The 25,380-nt window shown below is 70.3% G+C and carries 19 protein-coding genes; 6 read left to right on the top strand and 13 right to left on the bottom strand.

Annotation, left to right across the window (positions count from 1 at the left end; translation table 11 throughout):
* Nucleotide 1: 1 nt before the first annotated feature.
* Entirely contained in the window at nucleotides 2–958 is a 957-nt protein-coding gene (locus VZQ01_RS06490; RefSeq protein ID WP_426747196.1) for a phosphotransferase family protein, read from the bottom strand.
* Nucleotides 959–984: 26 nt separating this feature from the next.
* Between VZQ01_RS06490 and VZQ01_RS06485 the strand changes: the two genes are divergently transcribed.
* The gene (locus VZQ01_RS06485; protein ID WP_426747195.1) at nucleotides 985–2,439 is read left to right on the top strand and encodes a hypothetical protein; all 1,455 of its coding nucleotides are present in this window, start codon (nucleotides 985–987) and stop codon (nucleotides 2,437–2,439) included.
* Between the two features lie 69 nt (nucleotides 2,440–2,508).
* On the opposite strand, the gene VZQ01_RS06480 is transcribed toward VZQ01_RS06485, so the two are convergent.
* The 4 genes from VZQ01_RS06480 to VZQ01_RS06465 all read right to left on the bottom strand — a co-directional run bounded on the left by VZQ01_RS06480 (nucleotide 2,509) and on the right by VZQ01_RS06465 (nucleotide 6,540).
* Nucleotides 2,509–2,775: a hypothetical protein gene (locus VZQ01_RS06480; protein WP_426747194.1), complete on the bottom strand. Its 267-nt coding sequence runs from the start codon at nucleotides 2,773–2,775 to the stop codon at nucleotides 2,509–2,511.
* Nucleotides 2,776–2,896: 121 nt separating this feature from the next.
* Entirely contained in the window at nucleotides 2,897–3,295 is a 399-nt protein-coding gene (locus VZQ01_RS06475) for a bleomycin resistance protein (protein WP_426747193.1), read from the bottom strand.
* A gap of 127 nt (nucleotides 3,296–3,422) precedes the next feature.
* Entirely contained in the window at nucleotides 3,423–5,891 is a 2,469-nt protein-coding gene (locus tag VZQ01_RS06470; RefSeq protein ID WP_426747192.1) for an ABC transporter permease, read from the bottom strand.
* A 145-nt stretch (nucleotides 5,892–6,036) separates the two neighbouring features.
* A complete protein-coding gene (locus VZQ01_RS06465) occupies nucleotides 6,037–6,540 on the bottom strand; it encodes a DUF2780 domain-containing protein (RefSeq protein ID WP_426747191.1) in 504 nt (167 codons plus the stop codon).
* Between the two features lie 517 nt (nucleotides 6,541–7,057).
* Between VZQ01_RS06465 and VZQ01_RS06460 the strand changes: the two genes are divergently transcribed.
* Nucleotides 7,058–8,800: a hypothetical protein gene (locus VZQ01_RS06460; RefSeq protein ID WP_426747190.1), complete on the top strand. Its 1,743-nt coding sequence runs from the start codon at nucleotides 7,058–7,060 to the stop codon at nucleotides 8,798–8,800.
* A 13-nt stretch (nucleotides 8,801–8,813) separates the two neighbouring features.
* Here the strand turns inward: VZQ01_RS06460 and VZQ01_RS06455 are convergent, their stop codons facing one another.
* Entirely contained in the window at nucleotides 8,814–9,359 is a 546-nt protein-coding gene (locus VZQ01_RS06455) for an ester cyclase (protein WP_426747189.1), read from the bottom strand.
* A 676-nt stretch (nucleotides 9,360–10,035) separates the two neighbouring features.
* On the opposite strand from VZQ01_RS06455, the gene VZQ01_RS06450 reads away from it, so the two are divergent.
* Nucleotides 10,036–12,255, top strand: a complete 2,220-nt coding sequence (locus tag VZQ01_RS06450; protein WP_426747188.1) for an MSCRAMM family protein — start codon at nucleotides 10,036–10,038, stop codon at nucleotides 12,253–12,255.
* A 32-nt stretch (nucleotides 12,256–12,287) separates the two neighbouring features.
* Here VZQ01_RS06450 and VZQ01_RS06445 read toward each other — a convergent pair whose 3' ends face one another.
* The 3 genes from VZQ01_RS06445 to VZQ01_RS06435 are packed head-to-tail and all read right to left on the bottom strand — an operon-like array spanning nucleotide 12,288 to nucleotide 14,865.
* Nucleotides 12,288–13,310 (bottom strand): ABC transporter substrate-binding protein, encoded by a 1,023-nt coding sequence (locus VZQ01_RS06445; RefSeq protein WP_267697131.1) that lies wholly within the window; start codon nucleotides 13,308–13,310, stop codon nucleotides 12,288–12,290.
* 23 nt (nucleotides 13,311–13,333) lie between these two features.
* Nucleotides 13,334–14,116, bottom strand: a complete 783-nt coding sequence (locus tag VZQ01_RS06440; protein ID WP_267697130.1) for an ABC transporter permease — start codon at nucleotides 14,114–14,116, stop codon at nucleotides 13,334–13,336.
* Nucleotides 14,113–14,865, bottom strand: coding sequence for an ABC transporter ATP-binding protein (locus VZQ01_RS06435; RefSeq protein ID WP_426747187.1), 753 nt, complete (start codon nucleotides 14,863–14,865; stop codon nucleotides 14,113–14,115). The genes VZQ01_RS06440 and VZQ01_RS06435 overlap by 4 nt, the downstream gene beginning before the upstream one ends.
* A 228-nt stretch (nucleotides 14,866–15,093) precedes the next feature.
* Between VZQ01_RS06435 and VZQ01_RS06430 the strand changes: the two genes are divergently transcribed.
* Nucleotides 15,094–15,663: a hypothetical protein gene (locus VZQ01_RS06430; protein ID WP_426747186.1), complete on the top strand. Its 570-nt coding sequence runs from the start codon at nucleotides 15,094–15,096 to the stop codon at nucleotides 15,661–15,663.
* Between the two features lie 161 nt (nucleotides 15,664–15,824).
* Here the strand turns inward: VZQ01_RS06430 and VZQ01_RS06425 are convergent, their stop codons facing one another.
* A complete protein-coding gene (locus VZQ01_RS06425) occupies nucleotides 15,825–19,202 on the bottom strand; it encodes an ATP-binding protein (protein WP_426747185.1) in 3,378 nt (1,125 codons plus the stop codon).
* Complete coding sequence (locus VZQ01_RS06420) at nucleotides 19,199–20,767, bottom strand: sensor histidine kinase (protein ID WP_426747184.1); 1,569 nt, start codon at nucleotides 20,765–20,767, stop codon at nucleotides 19,199–19,201. Before VZQ01_RS06420 ends, VZQ01_RS06425 begins: the two co-directional genes overlap by 4 nt.
* Nucleotides 20,768–21,185: 418 nt before the next feature.
* Between VZQ01_RS06420 and VZQ01_RS06415 the strand changes: the two genes are divergently transcribed.
* Entirely contained in the window at nucleotides 21,186–22,511 is a 1,326-nt protein-coding gene (locus tag VZQ01_RS06415) for a hypothetical protein (RefSeq protein WP_426747183.1), read from the top strand.
* 98 nt (nucleotides 22,512–22,609) lie between these two features.
* Nucleotides 22,610–22,975, top strand: a complete 366-nt coding sequence (locus tag VZQ01_RS06410; protein WP_223748847.1) for a hypothetical protein — start codon at nucleotides 22,610–22,612, stop codon at nucleotides 22,973–22,975.
* A 15-nt stretch (nucleotides 22,976–22,990) separates the two neighbouring features.
* Here VZQ01_RS06410 and VZQ01_RS06405 read toward each other — a convergent pair whose 3' ends face one another.
* Both VZQ01_RS06405 and VZQ01_RS06400 read right to left on the bottom strand, forming a co-directional pair.
* Complete coding sequence (locus VZQ01_RS06405) at nucleotides 22,991–24,079, bottom strand: trigger factor (protein ID WP_223748848.1); 1,089 nt, start codon at nucleotides 24,077–24,079, stop codon at nucleotides 22,991–22,993.
* Between the two features lie 124 nt (nucleotides 24,080–24,203).
* The gene (locus tag VZQ01_RS06400; RefSeq protein ID WP_426747182.1) at nucleotides 24,204–25,247 is read right to left on the bottom strand and encodes a hypothetical protein; all 1,044 of its coding nucleotides are present in this window, start codon (nucleotides 25,245–25,247) and stop codon (nucleotides 24,204–24,206) included.
* Between the last annotated feature and the right edge of the window lie 133 nt (nucleotides 25,248–25,380).

Here is a 25,380-nt window from a genome sequence, read left to right as displayed (position 1 = left end):
ATCAGTCGAGGGAGGACGAGGGCTCCTTGAGCAGGGTGAGCGCCCGTTGACCGGCGGAGAGGTACTCCGGCCGCCGCTGCGTCTGCCCGAAGGCGAGGTCCGCCACCGCGCGGCACGCGGCGAACCACTCTGCTCGCGCGAGGACGGTGGGGCTCACCGCGCCATACGTCTCCAGCGCGGAGGCCAGCATGGGCGCGCCGCCCCAGTGGAGCAGCCCGGCGAGGTCCCTCGCGGGGTCTCCGATGCACGCGTCGCTCCAGTCGATGACTCCGGTGAGGGCACCCCGGGCATCCACCAGGACATGCTCGGCCGCGAAGTCGCCATGGAGCAGCCGGGGCGCGCCGCGTCCCTCCGTGGGGCGCTCCAGGAATCGCCGCTCCCACGCCGTGGCCTCCTGGGCTCCGACATGGCCGTGTTCGACGGCGACATGCAGCTCCTCCACGGCGGCCGCCGACCAGGCTTCGAGCTCCGGGTCGTCGTCCTCCGGGACCTCGAGCCGCATGGCCTCGGCCGGCCCGAGCGCATGGAGCGCCCCCAGGAAGGCCCCCAGCTCACGTCCGAACCTGGACAGTTCGAGCCGACCCGCGTCGACGAGCAACGCGGGTCTTCCGGGCAGCTTCTCGTAGCCCCCGAGGCCCGGTGTGAGGCCCTCGGCCGGGCCATCGAGGAATCGATAGAGGGGGACCGGCAGGGGCAGCCGGGGCGCCAGCCACGCCGTCAGGCGCGCCTCCCAGGCCAGGTGTGAGGCGGCTTCGTCGCTCTTGGGGAAACGGAAGACGAAGCGTCCATCCACCTCGAAGGCCTGATGGTCCAGGCCCTCGCCCAGGTGGATGACCCGCGCCGTCGCGAGCGAGGGGAACCCCTTGTGGATGCGCGCGGCGGCCTCCGCCTCCGTGAGGGCTGGAGCCGCACCCACCTGGCCCGTGTAACCGGGATATTTCCGCTGCGTATCACCCATGAACCCACCCACCCCGGGAGCGGACCATGGGACTTTCGCTGTCGTCCATCAGCAATCCGATCAGCAACGCCTACAACGCCACGAAGGATGCCGTGACGGAGACGGTCGACAACGTCGTCGACGTTGGCGAGGAGGCGCTCGACACGGCGACGTCCCAGGCCACCGAGGTCTACGAGGGCGTCAGCAGCTTCGTCGAGTCCGCGCCATCCCCTTCCGTCCTGCTCGACCCCTTCGCCACGGCGCGCGACCGGATTGTCGAGACCGCCGAGCAGGGCATCGACTTCGCCCAGGACGTCGGGCGCAGGGTGATTGACGCGGTGGAGGACCAGGTCGACTTCCTCGCCATCGAGAAGCAGCTCGACGACCTGGGCCCGGGGGACAGCTACCAGCTTCGCGCGAGCCTCGATGGCTCGGTGTATGGCATCGGCGGGCGGCTCGAGGGCACGCAGACCCTCACCAAGAACGAGGACGGCTCGTTCACGCTCGCCGTCGCGGGTGAGGCGGGGGCGGGGCTGATGGGGAGCCTCCAGCAGAAGGGGAGTGAGGTCACCGGTGGCGCCTTCTCGAACACCGGTGGCACCGTCGAGTTCACCTTCGACAGCGCCGAGGAGGCGGCGGACGCGGCCCGGACCTTCCTGGGCCCCGTCGCCGGCGGCGTCTCGGGGTTGCTCGATGGGGGCATCGACGGGGCCCTCGACGGGGCGACGCCGGACTACGGCGCGCTGCTCGACAACGTCTCCGCGCTCGAGCTCAATCCGAACTCGTCCACCGAGCTCGCCGCCAGCCTGAGCGGCGGCCAGCAGGCCTCGCTCGGAGGCGGCGTGAACCAGGAGTATGGCGCGAAGGTGCGCCTCGAGTTCGGCGACGGTGCGCCCCGGGTGGTGCTCAGCCAGTACACCAACATCTCCGCCGAGGTGGCCGGCGGCATCCCCGGCCTCAAGGGGGAGCTCGGTGGGGACGTCAAGCTGGAGGTGCAGGAGAGCTTCGAGCTCCCCGACGACCTCAGCGTCAGCGACGTGATGCGGAACCCGGGCAGCCTCGTGAAGGATCTCGCGTCGACGGCGGTGAGCACGGGGGAGGTCTCCGTCTCGCTCACCGCGGACGTGAAGGCGCTGGGGAATGTGCCCATCGCGGGCACGCTCGGCGGCCAGGCCGAGGCCCGGCTCGCGTTCTCCGGTGGTGTGGACGAGGTCTTCGGCTCGGGCGGCATCGAGTCGCTCCTCCAGGGCCGCTTCAGCAAGGCCTTCAACCAGTTCGCCGGGGTGACCCAGCTCGAGGCGAGCCTCACGCCGTACGAGACCGACGTCACCGAGTTCTCCCAGGGCTTCGGCCGGGGGCTGGGCTCCCTCAGCGGCGGCTTCTCCGCGACGACCACCGACCGCAAGGACCCCGCCTTCGAGTACTCGGGCTCGGTGGCGGACGTGCGCGACCAGCTCCGCGACCAGGTCAACCGCTTCCGCCTCCAGGCGCGCTACGCGTAATCCCTCTCCGCCACGGAGGGCCCTCCTCGCCACGGGCCACGAGCGCCATGGCGAGGAAGGGCGGGCGCGTCAGTACACGAAGATGAGCCGGCCTTCGGAGTACACGCAGTACAGCTCGCCGGTGGTGTCGCCGGCGCAGCAGGTCTGCGCCTCACCCTCGTTGAAGCAACGCTTGTTCACGAGCGTGCTGCACGCGGGATAGCCCGAGCACGCCAGCTGGGAGAGCGCCGAGTCCTGGCTGCCCTCGGGTACGGCCTCGGGCTCGGTGACCGGACCGCCACAGCCCAGCAGGGAGAGGCTGAACAACACCGCTGTCACGACAAGAGACTGCTTCATGAAAGGCCTCGTCAGGTGAGTGAGACGATGCCAGCTTAATCCAGACGGAGTGCCCATTCGTGTGAAGGCAGACCGTAAAGGGGCGGGTGCGGGGAGACCTCGCCGCCGCCGGGGCAAGGGTTCACGCCGACTCGAAGAAGGCGATGGCGTTGCCATCGGCATCCAGCACGGTGAAGTCTTCGTCTCCCCAGGGCTGCTTCGTGAGCGCGCCGTTCGGATGCACCACGCCCTGGTGCTGGTATTCACGGTAGAGGTCGTGCAGCCCCGTCACCCGGACCCGGCAGGACGCGGTGCCCGCGAGGTGGGGCTCGGCGCCGGGGCAGTCGGGCTTGTTGGCGGCCCAGAGGTGAAGCTCCACGGCGTCCCGGACGAGAATCGCGAAGTCGGGCTCGACGTGGCGCGCCTTGAATCCCAGGTGGTGCTCATAGAATTCGACGGCGCGGGCAATCTCTCGAACGGGTAGGGCAGGCGTCGCGGCGAGCAGTGGCATGCCCATGGCGTAGCGAACCCACGGGGCCAATGCCACCGTCCCGTCGGATGCGGCGCCGCGCGAGGTGTGGAGGACATCCGCATCCAACGTGAATCAACCTCGCGCAGGCCGGATTCGACGTCTGGCCGGAGATGCTGATTGGAGTCGGCTCAGGATGTCAGTCGTACTTGAGCGCGATGATGGGGTCCACGCGCGAGGCTCGCAGCGCGGGGAGCCACGTCGCCACCAGCCCCACCGTCAGCAGCACCAGCGGCGCGGCGATGAACGACAGCGGGTCCAGGGTGCTGACGCCGTGGACGAAGCCCGACACCAGCCGCGTCAGCGCCAGCGCGCCCGCGCACCCCAGCACCACCCCGCCCGCTACCGAGCCCAGGCCCTGCCGGAGCACCAGCCGCACCACCTGGCCCCGCGTGGCGCCCAGCGCCAGGCGCACGCCCAGCTCCCGCGTGCGTTGACCCACCAGATAGGACAGCACGCCGTAGATACCCACCGCGGCCAGCAGGAGCGCCAGCGCCGCCATCATCGCCAGCAGCACCATGTTGAAGCGCTCGGAGCCGAGGGAGCGCGCGACGTGGTCCTCCAGCTTCAGCGTCTCCATCACCGGCTGCTGCGCGTCCACCGCCCACACCTCGCGCTGGACTGCCGCGACCACCTCCGCGTGGCCTCCCGGAGCGCGCACCAGCAGGTTGCGTGGAATCATCCGCACGAGCAGGGCGGCGATGCCCTGGGACATCTGCCCGGGCGCCACGTACATCACCGGAGGCGGCTCGTCGTTCAGGCCATCCTCGCGCACGTCTCGCACCACGCCCACCACGACGCGAGGCACCTCGTCCCGGAGGGCCGGCACCGAGTGCGCCACCCGGATGCGCTGCCCCATGGGGTCCTCGTCCCGCCAGAACCGACGCGCCGCCGTCTCGTTGATGACCACCACCGGCTCCGAGCCCGCCACGTCCGACTCCGTCAGGAGCCGCCCTCGCACGAGGCCGATGCGCAGCGCCTGGAAGTAGCCCGGTGTCACCGGGCGGTACTGTCCCCAGCCCGCGCCGGGGCCGTTGTCATCACCCGTGTATCTGCCCTCGATGGAGAACGACATGCTGGGGCCCGCGCCCATGGGCAGCGCGGAGGTGGAGCCGACCCCCTCCACGCCGGGCAGCGCCCGCACGCGCTCCTCCACCTGCGTCTCGAAGCGCTCCAGTGCCTCCAACGTGCCGTAGCGCGCCTCCGGCAGCGACATCCGCAGCACGTGGACTCCGCGCGGGTCGAAGCCCGGCTGGACGTTGCGCAGCGCGAAGAACCCCCGGATGAGCAGCGCCGCGCCCACGAGCAACATCACCGCCAGCGCCACCTGGCCCACCACGAGCAGCGCGCGCGTGCGCCCGCCCGTGGGGCCCAGGCTCGTGCGCTGGGCCCCTTCGCGCAGCGCGGTCTCCAGGTCCGTGCGCGACGCCTGCCACGCGGGCAGCAGCCCGAACAACAGGCCCGTGAGCAGCGACGCGCCCAGCGTGAAGCCCAGCACCGTGCCGTCGATGCCCACCTGCGCGCCGTCACCGGTCAGCAGGGGGGACGTGTCGGGCGCCAGTGACAGGAGCCCGGGCAGCGCCGCCGAGGCCAGCAGCACCCCGAGCCCGCCGCCCAGCACGGAGAGCAGCAGGCTCTCGGTGAGCATCTGCCGCGCGAGCCGCCCCGGGGCCGCGCCCAGCGCCGCGCGCACGACCCACTCGCGGTTGCGCGAGGCCGCTCGCGCGAGCTGGAGGTTGGCCAGGTTCACGCATGCGATGAGCAACACCAGCCCCACGGCGCCCAGCAGCACCCAGAGCGCCAGTCGCAGGTCGCCCGCGAGGAACGTCCTGAGCTCCACCGGGACGTACTCCTGGCCCTCGTCGAGCAGGCCCGGGCTCTGCGTGCGCACGCGTCCACCCAGCGTCCGCAGCATGGCCGTCGCGCCGTCGAGGGTGATGCCTGGGCGCAGCCGTCCGGTCACGAAGAGGAAGTTGACGTCGGCGTGGTCGGTGAGGTCGAGCTGGAGTGGCGTCCACAGGAGTGCGCCCCGGGGATGGGCGAACGTGGCGGGGGCCACGCCCACCACCGTGTAGGGCTCGTCGTTGAGGACGATGGAGCGGCCCACCACGTCCGGTGCGCCACCGAAGCGCCGCTGCCACAGCCCCTCGCTGAGGACGACCACGCGGGGGCCGCCCACCACGTCCTCCTCCGGAAGGAAGCCGCGTCCCAGCGTGGGCCTCGTGCCGAAGGTCTCGAAGAAGCTCCCGGTCACCCGGGCGCCTGGCAGCCGCTCCGGCAGACCGTCACCCACGACGCTGAAGCCCGAGAGCAGCTGCTCGTGGGCCGAGACGCGCGAGAAGGGTGAGCCCTCCGCGGTCATCCACGTGTAGGCCGCGATGGACTGTGACGCCGAGCGCCCGTGGTCCTTGTTGATGCGCACCACCTGCATCAGCTGGTCGGGCTCGGGGTAGGGCAGCGGTCTCAACAGCACGCCGTTGACCACGCTGAAGAGCGCGGTGTTCGCCCCGATGGCCAGGGCCAGCGTCAGGAGCGAGACGAGCGTGAAGCCCCGGCTCTTGAGCAAGAGCCGGACGGCGAAGCGGACATCCTCGAGCAGCGCGGGCACGGGGGAACCTCGGGGGCGAGTGCCGTCCTACGGCGCCGCGCGCGGGCGATTGCACGCGCGGGCTCGCCCAGGACTCCGGGTCTCAGCGCCGCTGGAGTCCCGGTGCGTGCCCAGCGGGACACCGGGGATTCCCTGGCGGGCGACCTCAGCGTCCGCCGAACAACCCTCCGAGACCTCCCAGCCCGCCGCCGGAGGCGCCGCCACCGGTGAGCAGGGGGAGGACGGAGAGGACCTTGCCGACGAGCGCGGGGTCCAGGCGCGACTTGAGGAAGTCGAGCAGCAGGGGCGCCACGAGGGTGGCCTTGCTCGCGTCCAGGTTGAAGCGGCCGAGCAGCGAGACGACGGCGGCCACCTCCGCGCCCTGCGCCGCGGCGCCGCCCAGCGCGCCCAGCAGCCCTCCCGCGCCGCTCTGTCCGCCCATGAGCCCGCCGAGCGCGCCCATGAGCCCGCCACCTTCCGGCTCGGCGGGAGGCGCGGCCTTCTGCCACGTGTCCATCTCCGGGATGGCCTGGCCCAGCTGGTCCGCGGTGTCCGCGCCGAGCTTCTCCTTCACCGTGCCCTGCACCAGCTTCAGCAGGCCGCCCGCCAGTCCCTGCGCCTGCGTGCCGTCGACTCCGAGCTGCTGGGAGAGCTGTCCGATGAGGTCCATGTCATGTCCCTTCGTGTCCGCGAGGAGCCCCGCTTCGTAGCCGACCTGGGGCCGCGCGTGTAGTGGCCTCGGTTGTTCGCGCAGGACGTCCGACGAGGACGCGCGCGCGTCCGGGGTGAACGCGGACCTCAGGGACCCGGGGCGCCACGGAGTGTTCGCTCCCTCGCATCTGGCGACGTCAGGTGTTGCGGCATGGCACCTGCAATGCATTTTCGGAAAGTCGCCCGCTGTGGCACCGCGAGACATCGCGTCGTGCCGCTCGGGATTGGCGCAGGCCCCCCTCGTGCCTGCCCTGCGCCAGGGGCGACACGAAGCTCCCGCATCAACCTCATGCGCGAAGTCCTCGGGATGGAGCCGATACATGTCTTGTGCAAGTTGTGGGAAGCCTCTGGCTGGAGCCTCGAGCGCGCAACCTGTGTTCTGCGCCACCTGCACGGAGGGGCTGAACAAAGCACGCGTCCCTCTCGGATGGGCCGCGAGTGAATGCAACCGGTTCAAAGGCAAGGTGTTGGTGAGCGTGGCGATGCTCACCGGGTTGCACAAGAAGTCAGCTGCCCAGTCGGCCGCCGGCTCGGGCTCCGCCCCGACATCCAAGGCGCGCAAGAAGGCTGTCGGGAAGAGTCCCAAGGAGGCGGCAGCAGCAGCAGCGGAGCCCTGCGCGCCGAGCAAGTTGACGGCGCTCCAGCAGAAGAAGATGGATGAGCCGTATAGAAACCTGGACATCCCGCATCTGGACCTCTTGGTCCGCTCCGCGAATCAAAATGGCCTCGGTGACCTGATCAACGGCCTGCAGACCTGCAGGATGCTCATGGTGGGCACGAAGTGGACGGTCGCCATCGACTCCAACCACCCGGACCTCGCCACGATGCTGCCGAGCTTCGCCGGGGTCGAGAAGGGCGCTCTTGAAGACGAGTACCACGAGGTCGCCTTGGAGACTCCCGGCATGGTCGGCACGAAGGACCGGCTGGTTGTCACGGAGTATGGCTACCGCACGGCGAAGGAGCTGAACGAGTACACGCGCAGCTCGGGGCTGCGTGAACATGAAATCGGTATCATGAGCAACCTGGCGCTGAGGCAGCCGCTCGCGCTGAGCAAGCTGGACCTGTCCCAGCCACACCTGCGAGAGGTGCTCCCGAAGCATGGCCAGGAGTGGCGGTTCTTCTTTGGTTATGGTGCCGGCCAGAAGGAGAGGGCTCGCTACGACCTCCTCCTGGATCGAGTCCTCTTCGACCCGAGCATCACCCATGCCATCGTGCTCCCCGTCAACCATCACACCGTGGGGGAGGACAGCAAGAAGAGTCGGCTTGGAATCACGTATCTTGAGCGATACCTCGAGCAACGGAAGGGCCCCTTGGCCCAGCTCAAGAGGGGCAAGGCCGTTGAGTTCGACACGCTGACCGTCGAGACCCTGAGTCTGGGTAACAGGGTGTTCAAGGTCGTGGCCATGAAGCCCAAGCAGGTGATTGCCTACTCTGACATGCAGCAGCTATGGCGCGCCGCGGATAGGTCTTTCACCATCGCGGAAGGAGATCAGTCCTTCAGTGAAGCCATCTCGGCCGGCATTCCCATGGCCTATCAGCTTTGGCGCACGAAGGGGACTGCGCACAAGCAGGCGTTGTACGACAGCTTCGTCAAGCAGGCAGGGAACATCGCAGAGTTCATCGTCCGGTGCGCGAACTACCCCGAGAATGAATTGAACCCTGGCGAGCTGGCGAAGATCATCGAGGACTGTAACAGCGAGCAATTCCTGGCGCAGTACTCCGAGTTCGCGGCGGGGCTTGCGGAGACATACGACATCGCGCCTCGCCTCCGGGGATTCGTCAAACGATACTGGGTACGGATGAACCGCCACGCACTGGCCCAGGAGTTCCCTGTCTTCGGGGAGAAGTTCGCGGGCATCAGCGCGCTGGAGGCCGCCGGCCGTTTCGACGAAGCCTATGCGAAGACTCTCGATATGCTTGGGAGTTGTGGAGTTCACATCGGCCCATTCAATGCTCGGCGGAAAAAGTTCGGGAGGCAAGGGGCTATCAAGGCAGGGATAGGAGAAAGCCTCGAGCGCCAGGCCATGCCACGCGAAGTGTTTGCGTTGATCTACCAATACGATGATTCGGATTTTTCGGAGGGTCAGCCCTCCGCTCCTGCCGCGGGGGCGACAGGTGCGTCGACAGCGACGGCGGCGGCAGGCACCGCGCCCGTGGGAGCCTCCGCCGCCGCTGCCGCGGGCGTGGCTCCGGCTGCTCCGAAGCCACCTTCCTCGTGAGCGGGTCGCGCCCTCAGTCCTCGAGCACCGGAGGTGTCGTCTGGGTGAGCACCGCCGGGGGCTCGCCGCGGGTCATGGACAACAGGCCCTTGAAGCAGCGCACGGCGAGCAGCCAGTTCCTGGGCGCGCGCATGTCCAGGCCGCCCAGGAGCTGCTTGAGCATGCTGAGCGTGTCGAAATAGACGCGCTCACAAACGAGGGTCTCCGACGCATCGAAGATGAAGAACCCCGTCATGCGCACGCGGAAGCGGCTGCCCGTGGGGGGGATGTTCCCCAGGGGGCCCAGGTGGGTCCCCATCAGCCAGAACTCGACGATGACCGCGTCGTCGCTGTGCCGTAGGGAGATGAGCTCGTGGTGCTGGTCGGGGAACGCGATGCGGGTGTTCCGGTAGTACTCGCGCACCGAGGAGCCGCCGTCGTGCACCGTCATCGTGGGGACCAGCTCGTAGTGGGGATGAGGGAACGTCGACAGGACGTCGTCCCACTGCTGCCGCACCTCGTCGCGGAAGTGGTCCAGCACCAGCTTCTGACGGGCCTTGCGTCGAATCTCGGGAGTCATGCTCGCCTCGGTGGCGCTCCCTCGAGCGCACGCTCCAGGGAAGCAGAGCGGGAAGATAGCGTGCCTGCCGGTGGAGGTTCAGGCCGGAGTTCGAGCGCGTCCGACGGCGGAAACGACGAATCGCCAGCAGGAGAGGACCTCCCGCTGGCGACCCGAGTCGTCATCGCCCGGATGAGGGGCGAGCGGTGCTACGGAATCTGCTCGTAGGGGTTGTTGGGGTTGTAGGGCCCGACGATGATGACGCCACCACCGCACGTACGGGGACCACCGCGAACCTTGGTCTTGATCTGCATGGTCTGCTCCTGATGGGTGCTGCGTGAGCTCCAGTCTCGCGGTGACCGGGTGAGTCGCTCGCGGCTGGAGGGCGGGATTCAATTGCACCTGTAATCAGCCGTCAAGCGACTGAACCGATGCACAGGCTCGGTGATATGGGTTCGAGTGATTGATGCGACATGTCACGGAGCCGGGCTCGGCCCGCAATCCCTGACGCTCCACGGTTGGGATGTCTCGGGCGAGTGCGTCAACAGTCTTTGTCACACGGGGTAGGGCGCGACACCAACCCCGCAAGGCGGGCGTATCTGTTTCCGAGACCTGTGGGTCATCAAGGACGCCGGCAGGGGGGCCATCGCCTGATAGCGTCATCTCCCCGGGAGGGTGCATGCGCAGGTCATCCGTGGTGGCAATCATTCTGGGGGTGCTCGCCCTGGTCGTGGCCGGGGCGCTCTTCTCCTTCAATCGTCCTGCCGCCCTGCCCACCGTGCCCGAGGTTCGCGAGCCGTCCACCGTGACACGGCCCGACGAAGCGCCGTCGACCCCGGGTCCGTCCGAGGCACCCTACGATGGCGGAACTCCGCGTCTTGCCCCCGCTGTCCTCCTGGAGGGGGTCGTCCTCGACGAGGACGACCAGCCGGTGACGCGGGCCACGGTGGCCGCGATGACGCCGCCCCGACTGATGAAGGATGTCGCTCGACCTGCCGGTGAGCCGGACCTCGTGGAGTTGGCCGGAGGGGTGACGCAGCGGTTCGGAGACTACGTCTCCGACCGGTTCGAGACGGAGGTCGACGACGCGGGCCACTTTGTCCTCGAGGTGGCCCAGGCGGGGCCCCACTTCCTTGTCGCCTCAGCAGAGGGCTACGTCGTCACACGCGTGGACGTCTCGGCGCCCGCCAAGGACCTCCGGCTCGTCTTGCGCGCCGGTGGGCAGGTGGTGGGCAGCGTGGTCAGCGCCTCGGGAATCGTGCTCCCGGAGGTGAATCTCTTCCTGTTCGCCGAGGGCAAACAGACCCATGTCGCCGAGGCCACGAGCGATGAGCAGGGGCGCTTCCAACTGCGCACCGTGCAGCCCGGCCGATACACACTCAAAGCGATCTTCGACACGGGCGCCCCGCATCGGGTGTCGCGCGTCATCGATGTCCGTCCCTCGGAGCCGACGACGGTGACCTTGCGGATGGACACGGGGCGCTCCGTGTCCGGCACCGTGGTGGATGAAGCCGGGCGCCCCGTGGCTCACGCCGAGGTGTCGGCCCGGTCGGACCCGGAAGCCCACGCCGAGCTGTACGAGCGAGAGCATGGTCACCGCGTGTCGGATTCGTCCGCGCGCACGGATGCCTCGGGGCGGTTCACGGTCCACCACCTGCTACCGGGCAACTGCCTCCTCTCCGTGGAGAAGCCTGGCTACGTGCAGCGTGAGCGCGATGGCGAGGACTCCCGGCGCACCGTCCTGGCGGGCGCGAAGGACGTGACGCTGGTGATGCGCTATCAGGGCAGCATCCTGGGGCGACTCCGGCGCTCGGACGGCACGCCCATCACCCGCTTCACCCTCAACGACGAGCCCTTCGAGCACGAGGACGGGGCCTTCCGGTTTCCCATCCAGCAGCCGGGCGTGACCTGGCTGACGTTCGACGCCCCGGACCTGCTGCGCACCCTCCGTGAGGTGCGAGTCGAGCCCGGTCAGGACGTGGACCTGGGCGACCTCATCCTCGAAGGTGGGAAGCGGATCCGCGGACGGGTGCTGGACACGAGGACCTCCGCTCCCATCGAGGGCGCGAAGGTCGCCGTCCAGCACACGCAGGCGGGTTCCGGGGGCACGGAGGCCCCGGAGCTGGCGAGCGCGAGGACGGACGCGACAGGGGGCTTCGAGCTCGCCCCGGTGGAGCCCGGCTCACTGCGCCTGGATGTCTCCCGCTCCGGCTACCTGCCCCTGCGAGGCTCGCTGCGTGTGAGCGAGGAGCCGCTGGAGCTGCGCCTCTCCTCGGGCGCGCGAGTGTCGGGCACCGTGAAGGACCGCGAGGGGCGGCCCGCGGACGTGGTGCTGCGAGTCTTTCCCCTGGGGGACCACCAGGGCCACTCGCCCAGCATCCTGCAGGTCCGGGATGGGAGCTTCGACGTGGCGGGGCTGGAGCCCGGGGAGTACGTCTTCAAGGTCCTCTCCGTGCACGACTCCCTGGGGAATGCCTGGTCGGAGAAACGCTCCGGCCGCTATGTCCCACGCAGGGTCACGCTGGCGCCCGAGGAGCAGCGGGTGCTCCAAATCCAGGAGCAGGATGGGCGCTCCTCGCTGCGTCTGCGCATGCCCCGCTTCACGGGCGTCGCTCCCGAGGATGTCGCTCCTCACGCGGCGGTGCTCATCCCGGGGACCGTCCCGCAGGTGCGCACCTATTCAGGCTTCGAGCGGCTCATGCGTGAGCAGGGCGTACCCGCTCCGCCGAAGCCGTCCTCTCCCGAGGTCGTCTACGACGCGCTGCCCGCGGGCCGTTACACGTACCTGCTCGTCGGAAAGCGCCCCCAGGGAGGCCCCTACCTGGTGCACACCGAAGTACTGGTGGTGCCCGAGGCCCAGAGCGTCACCCGGGACCTCCAGCCCGTCTGGTCACCCATCACACACATCATCCTCTGACGGGTGCCGCGCGTGGCCCGGTGACGCGGCCCTCACTCCCGCGCGCCGGTGAACTCCGGCAGCAGGTACTCGTCCGCGGAGGGGGCCTTGTCGATGAGGCCCAGCTCCACGAGCTGCTGGGAGAGCTGCTCCCACCGCTCGCGCTTCATCGCGCCCAGGCCCCGGGCCTTCGTCTCCTCGGTCTCGATGAGCGGCTTCTGGGCCTCGGCCCCCGCGGCGAAGGTCTCCGCGTCCATCGTCGTGTTCAGCTTGCCCATCACCGCGTTGGTCGGCCCCGGGTTGTCCAGATACGCGCGCCAGCCCTCGCGCACCGCCGCCACGAACGCCTTCACCTGCTCGGGGTGCTCCTTCCAGTACTGCCGCCGGGTGATGACCACGGCGATGTACGGATTGAAGCCCTCGTCGGCCACCAGGAACACCGCCGGCGTGGCGCCCTGCCGCCTGGCGGCGATGGGCTCGGCGGTGACGAAGCACTGCTGGGCGAAGTCCTTGTCCGCGAGGAAGCGCGCCACGCCGCCGTCGTAGGGCACCACCTTCACCTTGTCGAAGCTGTACTTCTTCTTGAGGAAGGCCACATACGAGAGGCCCGGCTCCAGCGCCACCGTGCCCGAGGACAACACGTCCTGGATGCCCTTCGCCCCGCGGGACGCGTGGGCCATGATGGCGTGCGGCGACGTCTGGTACACCGCGAACAGCGGAATCACATCCAGGCCGCGAGCGCGCGCGGTGATGATTTCATCCGCGCCGCTGATGCCGAACTCGGCCTTGCCCGTGGCCACCATCTGCTGCACCGGCGCGCCCGCGCCGCCGCCCAGGATGTCCACCTCCAACCCATGCCGGGTGAAGGCCCCCGACTCGCGCGCCGCGTAGAAGCCGCCGAACTCGGGCTCCGCCACCCAGTTGAGCGCCAGCTTCACCTTGGCCGGAGCGGCCTTCCGTGGCGCCGGGGTGCCTGCCTGGGCGCCCTGGGGGGGCTCCTCCTTCTGGCGCGAACAGGCGCTCGCGGCCACCAGCAGCCCCACGCACCCCAACAGCTTCACCAGACGTCCGCTCACGTTCTGCCTCCCTCCCACGTGACTCAATTCCCCTGCGCCGACGGGTGCCAGCGCCGCAGCAGCCGCGCCCCCGTGAGGCTCACCGCCCCGAACAACACCAGCCCCAACCCCGACGCCGCCAGCACCGCCGCGAACAACAGGTCCGTGCGCAGCTGACGGTACGCGGCCAGCACCAGGATTCCCAGCCCCGCCGTGCCCTCGGAGAAGCCGGCGACGAACTCGCCGACGATGGCGCCGATGACCGACAGCCCCGAGGCAATCTTCAACCCGGTGAACAGGTGCGGCATCGCCGCGGGCAGCTCCAGCTTCCACAGCGTCGCGAAGCGCCCGGCGCCATACAGCCGGAACATGTCCCGCAGCGGCGGCTCCACCGAGCGCAGCCCGGTGAGCGTGTTGGCGATGACCGGGAACAACGAGACGATGAAGGACGACACCGCCACGGCGCGAGGGCCCGGGCCGAACCACAGCACCAGGAGCGGCGCGATGGCCACGATGGGCACCGTCTGCAGGAAGAGCGTGTACGGGTAGAGCGCGCGCTCCATCATGCGCGAGGACGCAAGCGCCACCGCCACCAGCACGCCCAGCACCGCGCTCAGCCCGAAGCCCACCAGGGCCGCGCGCCCCGTGGTGAGCGCCGCGCCCAAGAGCGAGCCCGCCTCCCGCGCTCCCACCGCCCCCACGGCCGAGGGCGGCGGCACCAGCCAGACCGGGACCTCGAAGAGGCGCACCGCGGCTTCCCAGAGCGACAGCAGCACGACGAGCGCCACCAGCGGAGGCAGCGCCGCGCGAAGGGCCGGGCGGTTCACCAGCGCTCTCCTTGCTCCAGCGCCTCGTGGAGCAGCCGGGCCTCGCGGGCGAAGGAAGCCTCGGTGCGAAGGGCCGCGCCGCGCTCGGTGGGCAGCTCCAGCGTCCGGTCCAGCACCACGCGCGCCGGCCGCCGCGACAGGACCACGGCCCGCTCGGCCAGGTAGGCGGCCTCGGAGATGGAGTGGGTGACGAAGAGCACCGTCATCCCCAGCTGGCGCCACAGCGCGCGGAGCTGGTCATCCAGCCGGCCGCGCGTCAGCTCGTCCAGCGCGGCGAAGGGCTCGTCCAGGAGCAGCAGCCGGGGGCGGGTGACGAGCGCGCGCGCCAGGGACACGCGCATGCGCATGCCGCCGGACAGCTCGGCGGGGTGACGGTCCGTGGCATCCCCCAAGCCCACCTGCTCGAGCACGGCGCGCGCGGCGGCCCGTCGCTCCGACTCCGGCACGCCGGTCAGCTCCAGCGGCAGCGCCGCGTTGTCCAGCACCGTGCGCCAGGGCAGCAGGTGCGCGTCCTGGAACACATAGGCGATGGGGGCGCGCTCACCGGGCGTGCGCTCCAGCGACGGCGTGAAGGTGATGTGCCCGGCCTCCGCGCGGTCCAGCCCGGCCACCAGCCTCAGCAGCGTGGACTTGCCGCAGCCGGAGGGCCCGAGCAGCGCCACGAACGCGCCGGGCGCGACCTCCAGGTCCAGCCCCGACAGCACGGCGACGTCACCCGGGAAGGTGCGGCGCAGGCCCTCGACCTTCACGCGGACGCCCCCGCTTCCGGAGACGGGGGGCAGGGGAGCGGGGGGAGCGAGGCCAGGAGGCGCCATGGAGGGGGTGTTTCTAACCGCCCTGAACCCGCGAGGCGAGCGTGGATCTCGCGTCCAGGGCGGGGCCAAGGCGCCGCGTGGCGCTTCCTGGTCGACTTCGGTGACGGGCCCGCCGCCACGCCGGGGTGGAACAACCTCCACTCCGGCTCCACCGGTTCGTCGTTGAGCAACCTGGTGGACGGCGCGGGTGTGGGCTCGGGGCTGTCGCTCCAGCTGACGGACGGGTTCTGGCAGGGCTGGACGGGCGCCTGCAGCGGCGGCGGCACCACCGCGAGCACCGGCTATCCCGCGTCGGCCACGCGGGACACGTTCTTCATCGGCACCAACGAGGGGACGACGGACACGCAGGCGCAGGTCCGCCTCTCTCTGGGCTGGCCATCAAAGGCACCTGGCTTCCCGCAGCGCTCGGACGCGAACGCCCGACAGGTCGCCGCCATCGTTCCCTTCTCGGGAGGGCGCGTCCACAGCGTGAACGGCGTGTCGCGAATCTGCCGGCTGGCCACCGAGGACGTGCCCGTGTGGACCTTCCACGCGGCGGACGACGGCACGGTGCACGTGAGCGACACGGCTGCGGCGGTGAACGGCCTCAACGCCTGCTCGCCCCCGTCGGCGCCGGTGGTGACGCGCTACGAGAACGTGGGGCACGAGGCCTACTCCCGGGCCTATTACACGGACCACACGTACCACTCCCCGAACCTCTATGAGTGGCTGCTCGCGCAGCAGCGTCCGTAGGGGATGACCCGAGGCCCCGCTGCTCGTACGGAGCGGGGCCTCCGCGCCTGCTGGACGCGCCGCCGGAAGTCGAGGGTGTCCACGGTGCGCCGCGACGCGTTCTGGCGGGCCGCCGTGCGTGGGGTGACGGCCGCTGCTTCGACGGACCCGATGGGGCCAGCTCAGCTCGTACCCTGGTCTGACGCCAGCCGGGGCAGCACGGCGATGAACGTCGTTCCCTGGCCGTCCTGGGACGTCACGTCGACGGTGCCCCCGTGGGACTCGACGATGTGCTTCACGATGAAGAGCCCCAGGCCGATGCTGCGCCCCGTGTTGCTGTCCGCCGTGCGGGCGCGCTGGAGCGGACGGAAGAGCCGCTCGCGGGCGTCGTCGGGAATGGGCGGTCCCTCGTTGTGGACGGACAGGACGACGCGCGGTGCTTCGCCTTGGACACGCACCGTCACGCGCGAGCTGGCGGGGCTGTATTGAAGCGCGTTGCTCACCAGGTTGCCCAGCACCTGGGCGATGCGGTCCGAATCCCACTCACCGAAGGCATCCCCGTCCGACTCCACGCGCAGCTCCCGCTCCGGGTGGCCCATCTGCAACTCCTCAATCACCTGCTGTGACAGCTCATGCAGGTCCACGGGCCGCCGGTGGATGGGCAGACCTCCGCCCAGGCGCACCTGGGTGAAGTCCAGCAGGTCATGCGTCATCCGCACCGCGCGCTCCGCCGAGGCCTGGATGCGCAGCACCGAGCGCAGGTTGCGCTCGCTCAGCTCCTCCCGCCGGGCCAGCACCGACGCTCCCAGCTGAATCGCGCTGAGCGGGTTTCGCAGGTCATGGCTGACGATGCCGATGAGCTGCTGCTCGAACTCCGCGCGCCGGCGCGTCTCGGCCTCCTGGCGCTTCTGCTCGGACAGCTCGTGCGCGATGACGGCCACGCCCACCGGCTGGCCCGTCCGGGCGTGGGTGAGGGTGGAGATGGCGTAGCGCACGGGCAGCCGCGCCCCCGTCCGGAGGTTTCGCGCCTGCAGCTCCCCCTCCCAGCGCCCCTTCGTCGCCACGCCGGGCAGGAGCGTGTCCTGGACGAAGGGACGGTCCTCCTCGGGGAAGTAGTCCAGCAGGGACGTGTGGCGCGCCGCTTCCTGTCCCGGGACGCCGAGCATCCGCTGGCCGGCCTCGTTGAGATACGTGATGCGGCCCTCGGTGTCCGCGATGCCAATCGCATCCGAGCTCTGCTCCACCACGACGGCCAGGGCCTGCCGCGCCTGCTCGACCTGGCGCTTCTCCTCGCGTGCCCTGGCCACGGCGAGGTTGCCCTCCACGCGCGCGAGCAGCTCCCGCGCGGAGAAGGGCTTCACCAGATAGTCGTTGGCGCCCGCCTCCAGCCCCTCGACGGTGGCCTCCTCGCCCGCGCGGGCCGACAGCAGGATGACGGGGATGTCCGCCGTGACGGGCGAGGCCCGCAGCGCGCGCAGCAACCCGAAGCCATCCATCCCCGGCATCATCACGTCACTGAGCACCAGGTCCGGCCGTCGGGCCCGCACCTGCTCCAGCGCCTCATGCCCGTTGGCGGCCGTCTCCACCGCGTAGCGTCCGCCCAGCAGGCGCTGGACGTAGTCGCGCATGTCCACGTTGTCATCCACCACGAGCACCGTCTCGCTGGCGTGGGACGTCCGGTCCTCACGGCGCGCAAGCGGGGGCGCCTCGTCGTCGGTGACCTCGATGGAGGCCGGAGCCTCCAGCCACGTCCGCGCTTCGCTCACGAAGGCCCGGAGGTGGGTGGTGTGGCCTGGCTCCTGGGGCTTCAGGTGCCCGGCGGGCAGGTGCGCATGGCCCAGGGGCAGCCACACGGTGAAGGTGCTGCCATGCCCCTCCACGCTGCGCACGGCGAGCCTGCCCCCGTGCAGCTTCACCAGCTCCTGCACCAGCGCGAGCCCGATTCCGCTGCCCTCGTAGCTGCGCCCGTGCGCGCCCTGCACGCGGTGGAAGCGCTCGAAGATGCGCGGCAGCTCCGCTTCGGGGATGCCGGTGCCCGTGTCCGTCACCGACACCTCCACCCCGTCGTCCTTCGCCGCGCACGCGACGCGAATCTCCCCGGCCAGGGTGAACTTGAAGGCATTGGAGAGCAGGTTGAGGATGACCTTCTCCCACAGCTCGCGGTCCACCCAGACGGGCTCGGGGAGGGGCTCACACGACACGACGAGCCTCAGGCCGGCGCGCTCCACGGTGGAGCGGAAGGCGCTGGCCAGGTCCGCCGTGAGCGCGCCCAGGTTCGTGGGCGCGAAGGAGGCCCGCGTCCGGCCCGCCTCGATGCGCGAGAAGTCGAGCAGCGTGTTGACCAGCTTCAAGAGCCGCAGCCCGTTGCGGTGCACCGTCTCCTGGCGATGCCGCTGGCGCGGCCCCAGCGGCTCCTCGGCGTCGCGCAGGCCGTCCTCCACCGGGCCCAGCATCAGCGTGAGCGGCGTGCGGAACTCGTGCGAGACATTGCTGAAGAAGGTCGTCTTGGCCCGGTCCAGCTCGGCCAGGGCCTCCGCGCGGCGGCGCTCCTCTTCACGGGCCCGCGCGGTGGTCACCGCCGTCGTCACGCCGCTGGCCACCAGCTCCAGGAAGCGGCGATAGGCCTCGTCCAGCGCCCGACGGGGGCTGATGCCCAACACCAGGAAGCCCAGGGGCAGGGCTTGTCCGGGACGGGGCATGGGCAGCACCACCACGGACGTGGTCGCCTCGGGCCAGGGGCCACCGGGCAGCGGCCCCAGGGACTCGGGGAGCTGCTCGAGCCGCAGCGACTCTCCGGTGTGTGCCACGCGGGCCAGGGGCCAGGTGTCCGGGCGGGGCTCCTCGTCCAGGAGGATTCGGGCGGGGGCCGCGCTGCTGTCCGACGGCAGGCCGCTGAGCGCCACGAGGCTCGCCGTGCGCTCCGCGTCATCGGTGAGGTAGAGCAGCGCGAGCGGCACGTCATTCAGGTTGCCCGCGAGCACGCGCGCCATCTCCCGGCACGTGAGCTCCGGCGTCGCTTGTCCCAGGGCCGCGGCGCTCAGCTCGGAGAGCGTGCGCAGCCTGCGCTCGTTGAGCACGCGCTCGGTGGTCTCGGTGAGCGCGGCGAAGATGCCGCCCACGCCGCCGGACTCGTCGCGGATGGGGCTGTGGCTGTAGGAGAAGTAGCACTCCTCCACGTAGCCGTTGCGGTCCAACGGCATCATCAAATCTTCCACGCGGATGGGCTCGCCGGTGGCCTGGATGCGCTCCCAGCCGGGGGCGAGCATGGTGTCCCACACCTCCGGCCAGGTGATGGAGGCCTCCTGTCCCAGCGCGGCGGGGTGCTTCGTCGCGCCGCAGATGGGACGGTAGGCGTCGTTGTACATCTGCACGTAGCGCGGGCCCCACGCCAGGTAGAGCGGGTAGTTGGACGCCAGGACGATTCCCACCGTGGTGCGCAGGGACTGCGGCCAGCGCTCCACCGGGCCCAGGGGCGTCTTCTCCCAGTCGATGCGTCGGAGCAACGCGCCGCACTCGCCGCCGCCGCGCAGCACCTCCTCCACGGCTCGGGGGCCCCTCATCGCGCCAGTCCTCCCGCGGCGCTCTCACCCGACACCCGGCAGGGCAGGTGCACCGTGAAGGTGGCGCCCTGGCCCGGCGCGCTGCGCACGTCGATGGTGCCCCCCATGGCCCGGACGTTCTGCCGGGTGACGTACAGGCCCAGGCCCAGGCCGCCGTAGTGGCGTTCGGAGACGGCGCGCTCGAACTTCTCGAAGATGCGGTCCATGGCCTCCGCAGGGATGCCGATGCCTTCGTCCCGGATGCTGAACCAGGCGTGCTCCGCGGTGCGTCCGGTCCGCAGGTGGACGGGGTGGCCCTCGCCGTACTTGAGGGCGTTGGCGAGCAGGTTCGACACGGCCTGCTCCAGCCGCGCGCGGTCCCACTGGCCCACCACTTCGCCCAGCTCCGTGTGGATGGGGGTGCTGGTGCGCTGGGATTCGGCGTCGAAGCGCAGGGCCACCTCGTGGAGCAGCGCGCCCAGGTCCACCGGCTCCGGCTCCAGGCGCAGCTGGCCTCCGCTGATGAGCGTGACGTCGAGCAGCTCGCCCACCAGCGTCGACAGGCGCTTCACCTGTCGCTGCATGACCTCCAGGTCCGCGGGCAGCCGCTCCAGCAGCTGCGGGCCGCGGCCTTCCTGGGCCACCCGGGCCAGCGTCTGGAGCTTCAGGTGGAGCGGCGTCAGGGGCGTCTTGAGCTCGTGGCTGGCCACGGCGAGGAACTCGTCGCGAATCCGGATGGCCTCGTCCATGGCGACCAGCAGTCGCTCTCTTTCCTGTTCGACCTGTTTGCGGTCGGAGATGTCGATGACCGAGCCGATGTAGCCCAGGAACTCGCCCGCCGGTCCGAAGCGGGGGCTGGCCGAGTCGATGGCCCAGCGGTACCGGCCGTCCTTGTGTCGCAGCCGGTAGTCGAGCTGGAAGGGGAGGTGGTCGGCGTTGGCGGCGAGGAAGACGGTGCCCGCGCGCTCGGCGTCGTCCGGATGCACGGCGCCGAGCCAGCCGAAGCCCAGGCTCTCGGCCTCCGTCTGCCCGGTGAACTCGTACCAGCTGCGGCTGAGATACAGAGAGCGGCCGGTGACGTCCGTCACCCAGAGCATGACGGGGGCGTGGTCCGCCATGTTCCGGAAGCGGGCCTCGCTCTCCTGGAGGGCGCGTTGGGACGCCTTCTGGGCGGTGACGTCCCGCATGGTGACGAAGACCCGGTCGCTGTGCTCCGGCGAGGGCCGGGTCAGGGTGAGCATGACGTCGACGTGGCGGCCTCGCAGCGTCTTGAGCACGGTCTCCAGCTCCAGGCGCGTGCCGCCTTCCCAGAACATGACGAGCTCGTCGGTGAATGCCGCGGCCGTCTCCGGGAGGAAGATGCGGGAGAGGGACAGGCTGCCCATCACCTCGTCACGGCCGCGCGCCTCGAGCAGGCGGGCGGTGGCCTCGTTCACGTCCAGGACCTCCACCCAGCTCGCGGCCTCCATCACGAAGCCGGGATGCTCCGCGAGCCAGGCGCGCAGGTCCGTGACGCCCGATGCGCGCAGGGCGTCGAGCGCATTCGTCACGGCGGTGAAGTCCTCCACCCAGAGGGAGACATCCACTGCGTCGAAGAGCTCCGCGTCCCGTGTGCCCCTGGCTGTTCCAGCCCCACCCAAATGTGCCTCCTCGGTACCCCGCTCGCGTGGCCCTGGGTTATCAGCCCGGCCGGGTCGGCCGTGTCACAAAGATTCTGGCGTCGCCAGGAGTCAACGAACAGGCATCTTCCGGGCGTCCACCGCTCGGACGCCTCCTCGGTGGGCCGGCGCCGGACGCCCGCCCGGACGCCCGGGGGGCCGGGCCTGGCTCCGCGTGGCGCGGAGGCGCACGGGCGATGCCATGCGCGTGCGCTCCCGTGTCCGGGACGCGGTGGAATGACTTGTCATTGATAGGGATTGGAGGACGAGGCTGGAGTGGGCAGGGGCCTGACCCGCCGCTGGTTTCGGGTGACCCCCGTGGCGCGAGGCACTAAGAGGGGCCTCCATGTCCCGTCCCTGGGCGACATACGCGCTGCTCTTCCTGGGCTTCTTCGCGGTGCTGGCGGCGTTCCCCGTCTACACCCCCTTCGATTCCAAGCTGACGCTCCCCACCACGCTGTCGCTCCTGCGCGAGGGGAACATCGCCCTGGACGAATACGCGCCCACCTTCCAGGTGCACCAGAACGGCCTCTTCGAGCGCGACGGCCACTACTACAACTACTTCCCCCTGGGCCCCTCGCTCGTCGCCGTGCCCATGGTGGCGCTGGTGGATGGCTTCGTGCGGCTCGTCACCCCCGTGGGCGGCCTCCACCCGTCACTGGGCAGGTCCCTGGCCCACTGGCGCCACCTCCACGACACCACCGGCCTGGTGGACCTGAACGCGTGGAACGAGCCGCAGCGCTACTTCGCCTCCGCGGTCACGGCCCTGGCGGGTGTCGCCATGTTCGTGCTCGGCATGTCGCTGAAGCTGTCCCGCCGTCGCGCGCTCCTGCTCGCCGCCGTCTTCGTCTTCTGCACGCCGCTGCTCTCCACCGCCAGCCGCGCCCTGTGGCAACACGGCCCCTCGCTCCTGTTCCTCACCCTGACGCTCGTCTGCCTCGTGCGCGCACGGGACAATCCCGCCGTCGTCGGCTGGGCGGGCCTCCCGCTGGCGCTCGCCTACGTGATGAGGCCGACCAACGGGCTGTCCGTGCTGCTCTTGTCGCTCTACGTCGTGTGGACCTACCCGCGTCAGGCCTGGAGGTTCTTCGCGAGCGCGCTCCTGGTGGCCATCCCCTGGGTGGCGGTGAACCAGGTCCACTACGGCTCCGTGCTCGCGCCCTACTACGAGCCGCAGCGCCTGGAGTGGTCCTCCTCGCGCGTGGCCGAGGCCCTGGCCGGCAACCTCGTGTCCCCCGGCCGCGGGTTGTTCGTCTTCACCCCCGTGCTGCTCTTGAGCGCCTGGGGCCTGTGGCTGGACGTGCGCGCCCGGACCTTCACCCGCCTGCACGCCGTGCTGCTCACGGTGGTGGCGCTGCACTGGTTCTCCATCTCCACCTTCCCGCACTGGTGGGGAGGGCACTCGTATGGCCCGCGCTTCTTCACGGACATGGTGCCCTACCTCGTCTTCTTCCTCGTCCCCGTGGTGCGCTCGCTCCAGTGGAAGGGCCCCGAGGCCCGGCGCGGACTGACGGCCACCTTCGCGGTGCTGGCCACGCTGAGCCTGCTCATCCACATCCATGGCGCCAGCTCGCGCGCCGTGTATCGCTGGAACAGCCTGCCGCTCGACGTGGACGAGCACCCGGAGCGGCTCTGGGATTGGACCGACCCCCAGTTCCTCGGCCGCCGCTGAGACACGGGGCCCCCGTGCCCTGGTTGGCTGGGGGGCGCTGTCCTATCCTCGCGCGGTGCATCCCCGGTGCACCGCACCCTGTCCCAGGAGCCCCGCCCGTGCCGACGTCCGCCCCGCCCCGTCGAGAGCCACCCCAGGGCCCGTGGGCGCGCTTCCTGGACTTCATGGAGCTGACCTCCCCCGAGGGGAAGTGGGGGTGGGGCCTGGTGCTCGGCCTGCTCGTCATCGGCTTCTGGCCGCTGGCGCTGCTGGGAGTCCTGGACGTGAGCGGGACGCCGCGCAAGGTGCTCGTCGCGCTGGGGCCCGCGTCCATCTGTCTGGGATTGGCCCTGCTCGTGCTGGTGTGCGGCTACCGGTATGGCGAGTCGCTGCGCATGTCGCGCGGCAAGACCTGGGGCCTGGCCGCGCTGTTCGTGGGGCTGGGCCTGGCGGGGGCCGCGGGCCTGTGGTTCAGCGAGAGCTGAGCCCCGAGGGGGCGCTCAGCCCGCCTGGTCCGCGCCCTCGAAGGTGACCTTCGCGCGGTTCATCACGTACTCCACCGCGAGCAGGTACCAGCCCATCTCCGCCAGCCGCTTCGTCGTCTCCGGAGACTCGCGCAGGGCGGCGTGGGCATCCGCGGCGGTGAGCCCGAAGGGCTCCATCTGGAGGGCCACCAGCTGCTCGAGCTTCTCCGGCGTCAGCTGGAGCTTGTGCTCCTCGGTGACGGCCTTCAGCACGATGCCGATGTGCAGCCGCCGCTCGACGTCCGCGCGCGTGGTGTCGTCCGTGAGCCAGCCCTCCAGCGCCTCGCGCTGCTCGTCCACGTCGAACTGGTGGTCGACCAGGCCCTGGCCCTCGGCCTGGACCCAGCGGCGGCGCAGCTCCTCGTCCACCAGCGCGCGCGGCAGCTCCACCGGGGCGCGCTGGATGAGCTCGTCCAGCACCAGGTCCCGCGCCTGCACCCAGAGCTCGGCGGCTCCCTGGTCCTCCAGCTCCTCGCGCAGGTGGTTCATCACCTCGTCCAGCGTGGCGCCCATCCCCAGCTTCGCGAGGAACTCCGGGTCGCTGTCCGGCAGCGGCGTCACCTCGTGCGCTCCCAGCACGTCCACCAGGAATCGCGCGGGCTTTCCCCGCAGCGACTCCACCGGGTAGGTGTCCGGAAGCTCCAGCGCGACCTGCAGGGACTCGCCCACCTTGCCGCCCTCGGCCAGCGACTCGCTGAGCCCGGGCAGCATCTCGATGGGCGCCAGCTCCGTCGTCAGGCCGAAGCGCGAGGAGAAGGGGATGAGCCGGCCATCGCAGTAGCCCACGATGTTGAGCTTCACCTCGTCGCCCAGGGCCAGCGGCTCACCCGCCTGCCGCTCGCGCGAGGGGGACACGGCGCGGTGCTTCTCGTGGAAGGCGCGCAGCAGGTCCTCCTCCGTCAGGTCCGGCGGCGTGGGGACCAGCACGGAGATGCCCTCCAGGGAGGGCGCGCTCACGGTGGGCAGCTCCAGCGCCTTGGCGGACACGAGGCTGACCACCGGGCTCATCTTGAGGAGCCGCTCGACGCCCTGACCTGCTCCTTGAGACCCTTGCTTGCTGCTCACGAATGCTCCCGGGAGATAGGCCTGCCAGCGTCCGCGCCAATGGGGGGAAAAGCGACGGCTCGGCATGGACCAGGGCATAGTCCAGCCGAGCCGCTCTGACAAACCCCGCGATGGGGTCGCTGCTCTAGAAGAAGGCGCCCACGATGCTGGACACCGTGGAGACCGCGGCGCCCACCTGGCTGACGATGGGGATGTTGGTGGCGGCGGCGATGGAGCCCACCGCGGTGATGACCGACGTCACCTTCTTGCCGGTGCTCGCGTTCTTGTCCATCAGCGTCGCGCCCGCGTTGGCCACGTCGACCGCGGCGATGGCCACGTTGACGCCCGGGGCGAAGCGGCCCAGCGTCTTGGCGGCGGTGCCGGCGGCGGCCTTCGCGCCCTGCTTGAGCGCGGCCTCACCGACCTCGGAGCCCGCCGTCTTCAGCAGCGCCTTGGCGGCCGTGCGCGGACCGGTGCCCAGGCCCTGGGCCAGGGTGCTGGTCGCCTTCGCCGTCTCGGAGGCGGCGGCCTTGACGGCCCGGCTGACGCCCTTGGCCGTGCCACCCTCGAACAGGCTGGTGGTGGCCGCGTTCTTGACGGCCTTGAGCACGTCGTCGCTGGCGTTGGGGAGCGTCTTCTTGAACGCGTCGACGGCCTTCTTGCCCGCCTCCAGCTTCTCCTTGAAGACGGTGCCGCCGAGCACGCCGCCCATCACCTTGCCGCCCAGGATTCCGCCCGTCGCGGCCGTGATGCCCGCCTTGGTCGCGTCCAGCGAGGAGCGCGTGGCGGCGAGGATGTCGTCCTTGCTGCCGGTGCGGATGGCCTGGCGGATGTCCTTGATGGCCGTGGCGCCCGACATCACCGCGCCGGGGATGCCCGCGTAGCGCGCGGCGGCCTTCATGCCGGCGCCCAGCTTCGTCAGGCCCTTGAACTCACCCGCCTTGTAGGTGGGGTTGCTGACGAAATCGAGGTTCTTGCCCGTCAGCAGGCCCTCGGCGCCGTTCTTGATGTTCTTGATCTGCTGGAAGGCGTCCTTGCCGTACCCGAAGGCCTTCGCGCTCTGGGTGGCGACCGCCGTGGCGCCCTTGATGAGCTCCTTGTTGTCCTCAGCCGTCTTCTTGACGTCCTGCACCGTCTTCTGGACGTTCGTGCGGACGGTGTTGATGGTCTTCCGGATGTCGAAACCCATGGTGGGGCCTCACGAATTCAAAAAAAGAAGGAACTTGCCGGGATTATCGCGATCAGCCCGCGGGAGTTGCGTCGGGGGCGGTCCGAAAACCATATTGAACGGATGGTTTTTTATTCTGACTCCGTGTAAAAGC

The sequence above is a fragment of the Myxococcus faecalis genome, from assembly GCF_050039385.1.
GTDB lineage: Bacteria > Myxococcota > Myxococcia > Myxococcales > Myxococcaceae > Myxococcus > Myxococcus fulvus.
Note: the sequence above shows the minus strand (reverse complement) of the source record. Positions and strands in the feature narration are given on the sequence as shown.

Coding starts and splice junctions, on each gene's coding strand:
- VZQ01_RS06490 (WP_426747196.1), bottom strand. CDS start 958: ATGGGTGATACGCAGCGGAAATATCCCGGTTACACGGGCCAGGTGGGT.
- VZQ01_RS06485 (WP_426747195.1), top strand. CDS start 985: ATGGGACTTTCGCTGTCGTCCATCAGCAATCCGATCAGCAACGCCTAC.
- VZQ01_RS06480 (WP_426747194.1), bottom strand. CDS start 2,775: ATGAAGCAGTCTCTTGTCGTGACAGCGGTGTTGTTCAGCCTCTCCCTG.
- VZQ01_RS06465 (WP_426747191.1), bottom strand. CDS start 6,540: ATGGACCTCATCGGACAGCTCTCCCAGCAGCTCGGAGTCGACGGCACG.
- VZQ01_RS06455 (WP_426747189.1), bottom strand. CDS start 9,359: ATGACTCCCGAGATTCGACGCAAGGCCCGTCAGAAGCTGGTGCTGGAC.
- VZQ01_RS06425 (WP_426747185.1), bottom strand. CDS start 19,202: ATGAGGGGCCCCCGAGCCGTGGAGGAGGTGCTGCGCGGCGGCGGCGAG.
- VZQ01_RS06415 (WP_426747183.1), top strand. CDS start 21,186: ATGTCCCGTCCCTGGGCGACATACGCGCTGCTCTTCCTGGGCTTCTTC.
- VZQ01_RS06400 (WP_426747182.1), bottom strand. CDS start 25,247: ATGGGTTTCGACATCCGGAAGACCATCAACACCGTCCGCACGAACGTC.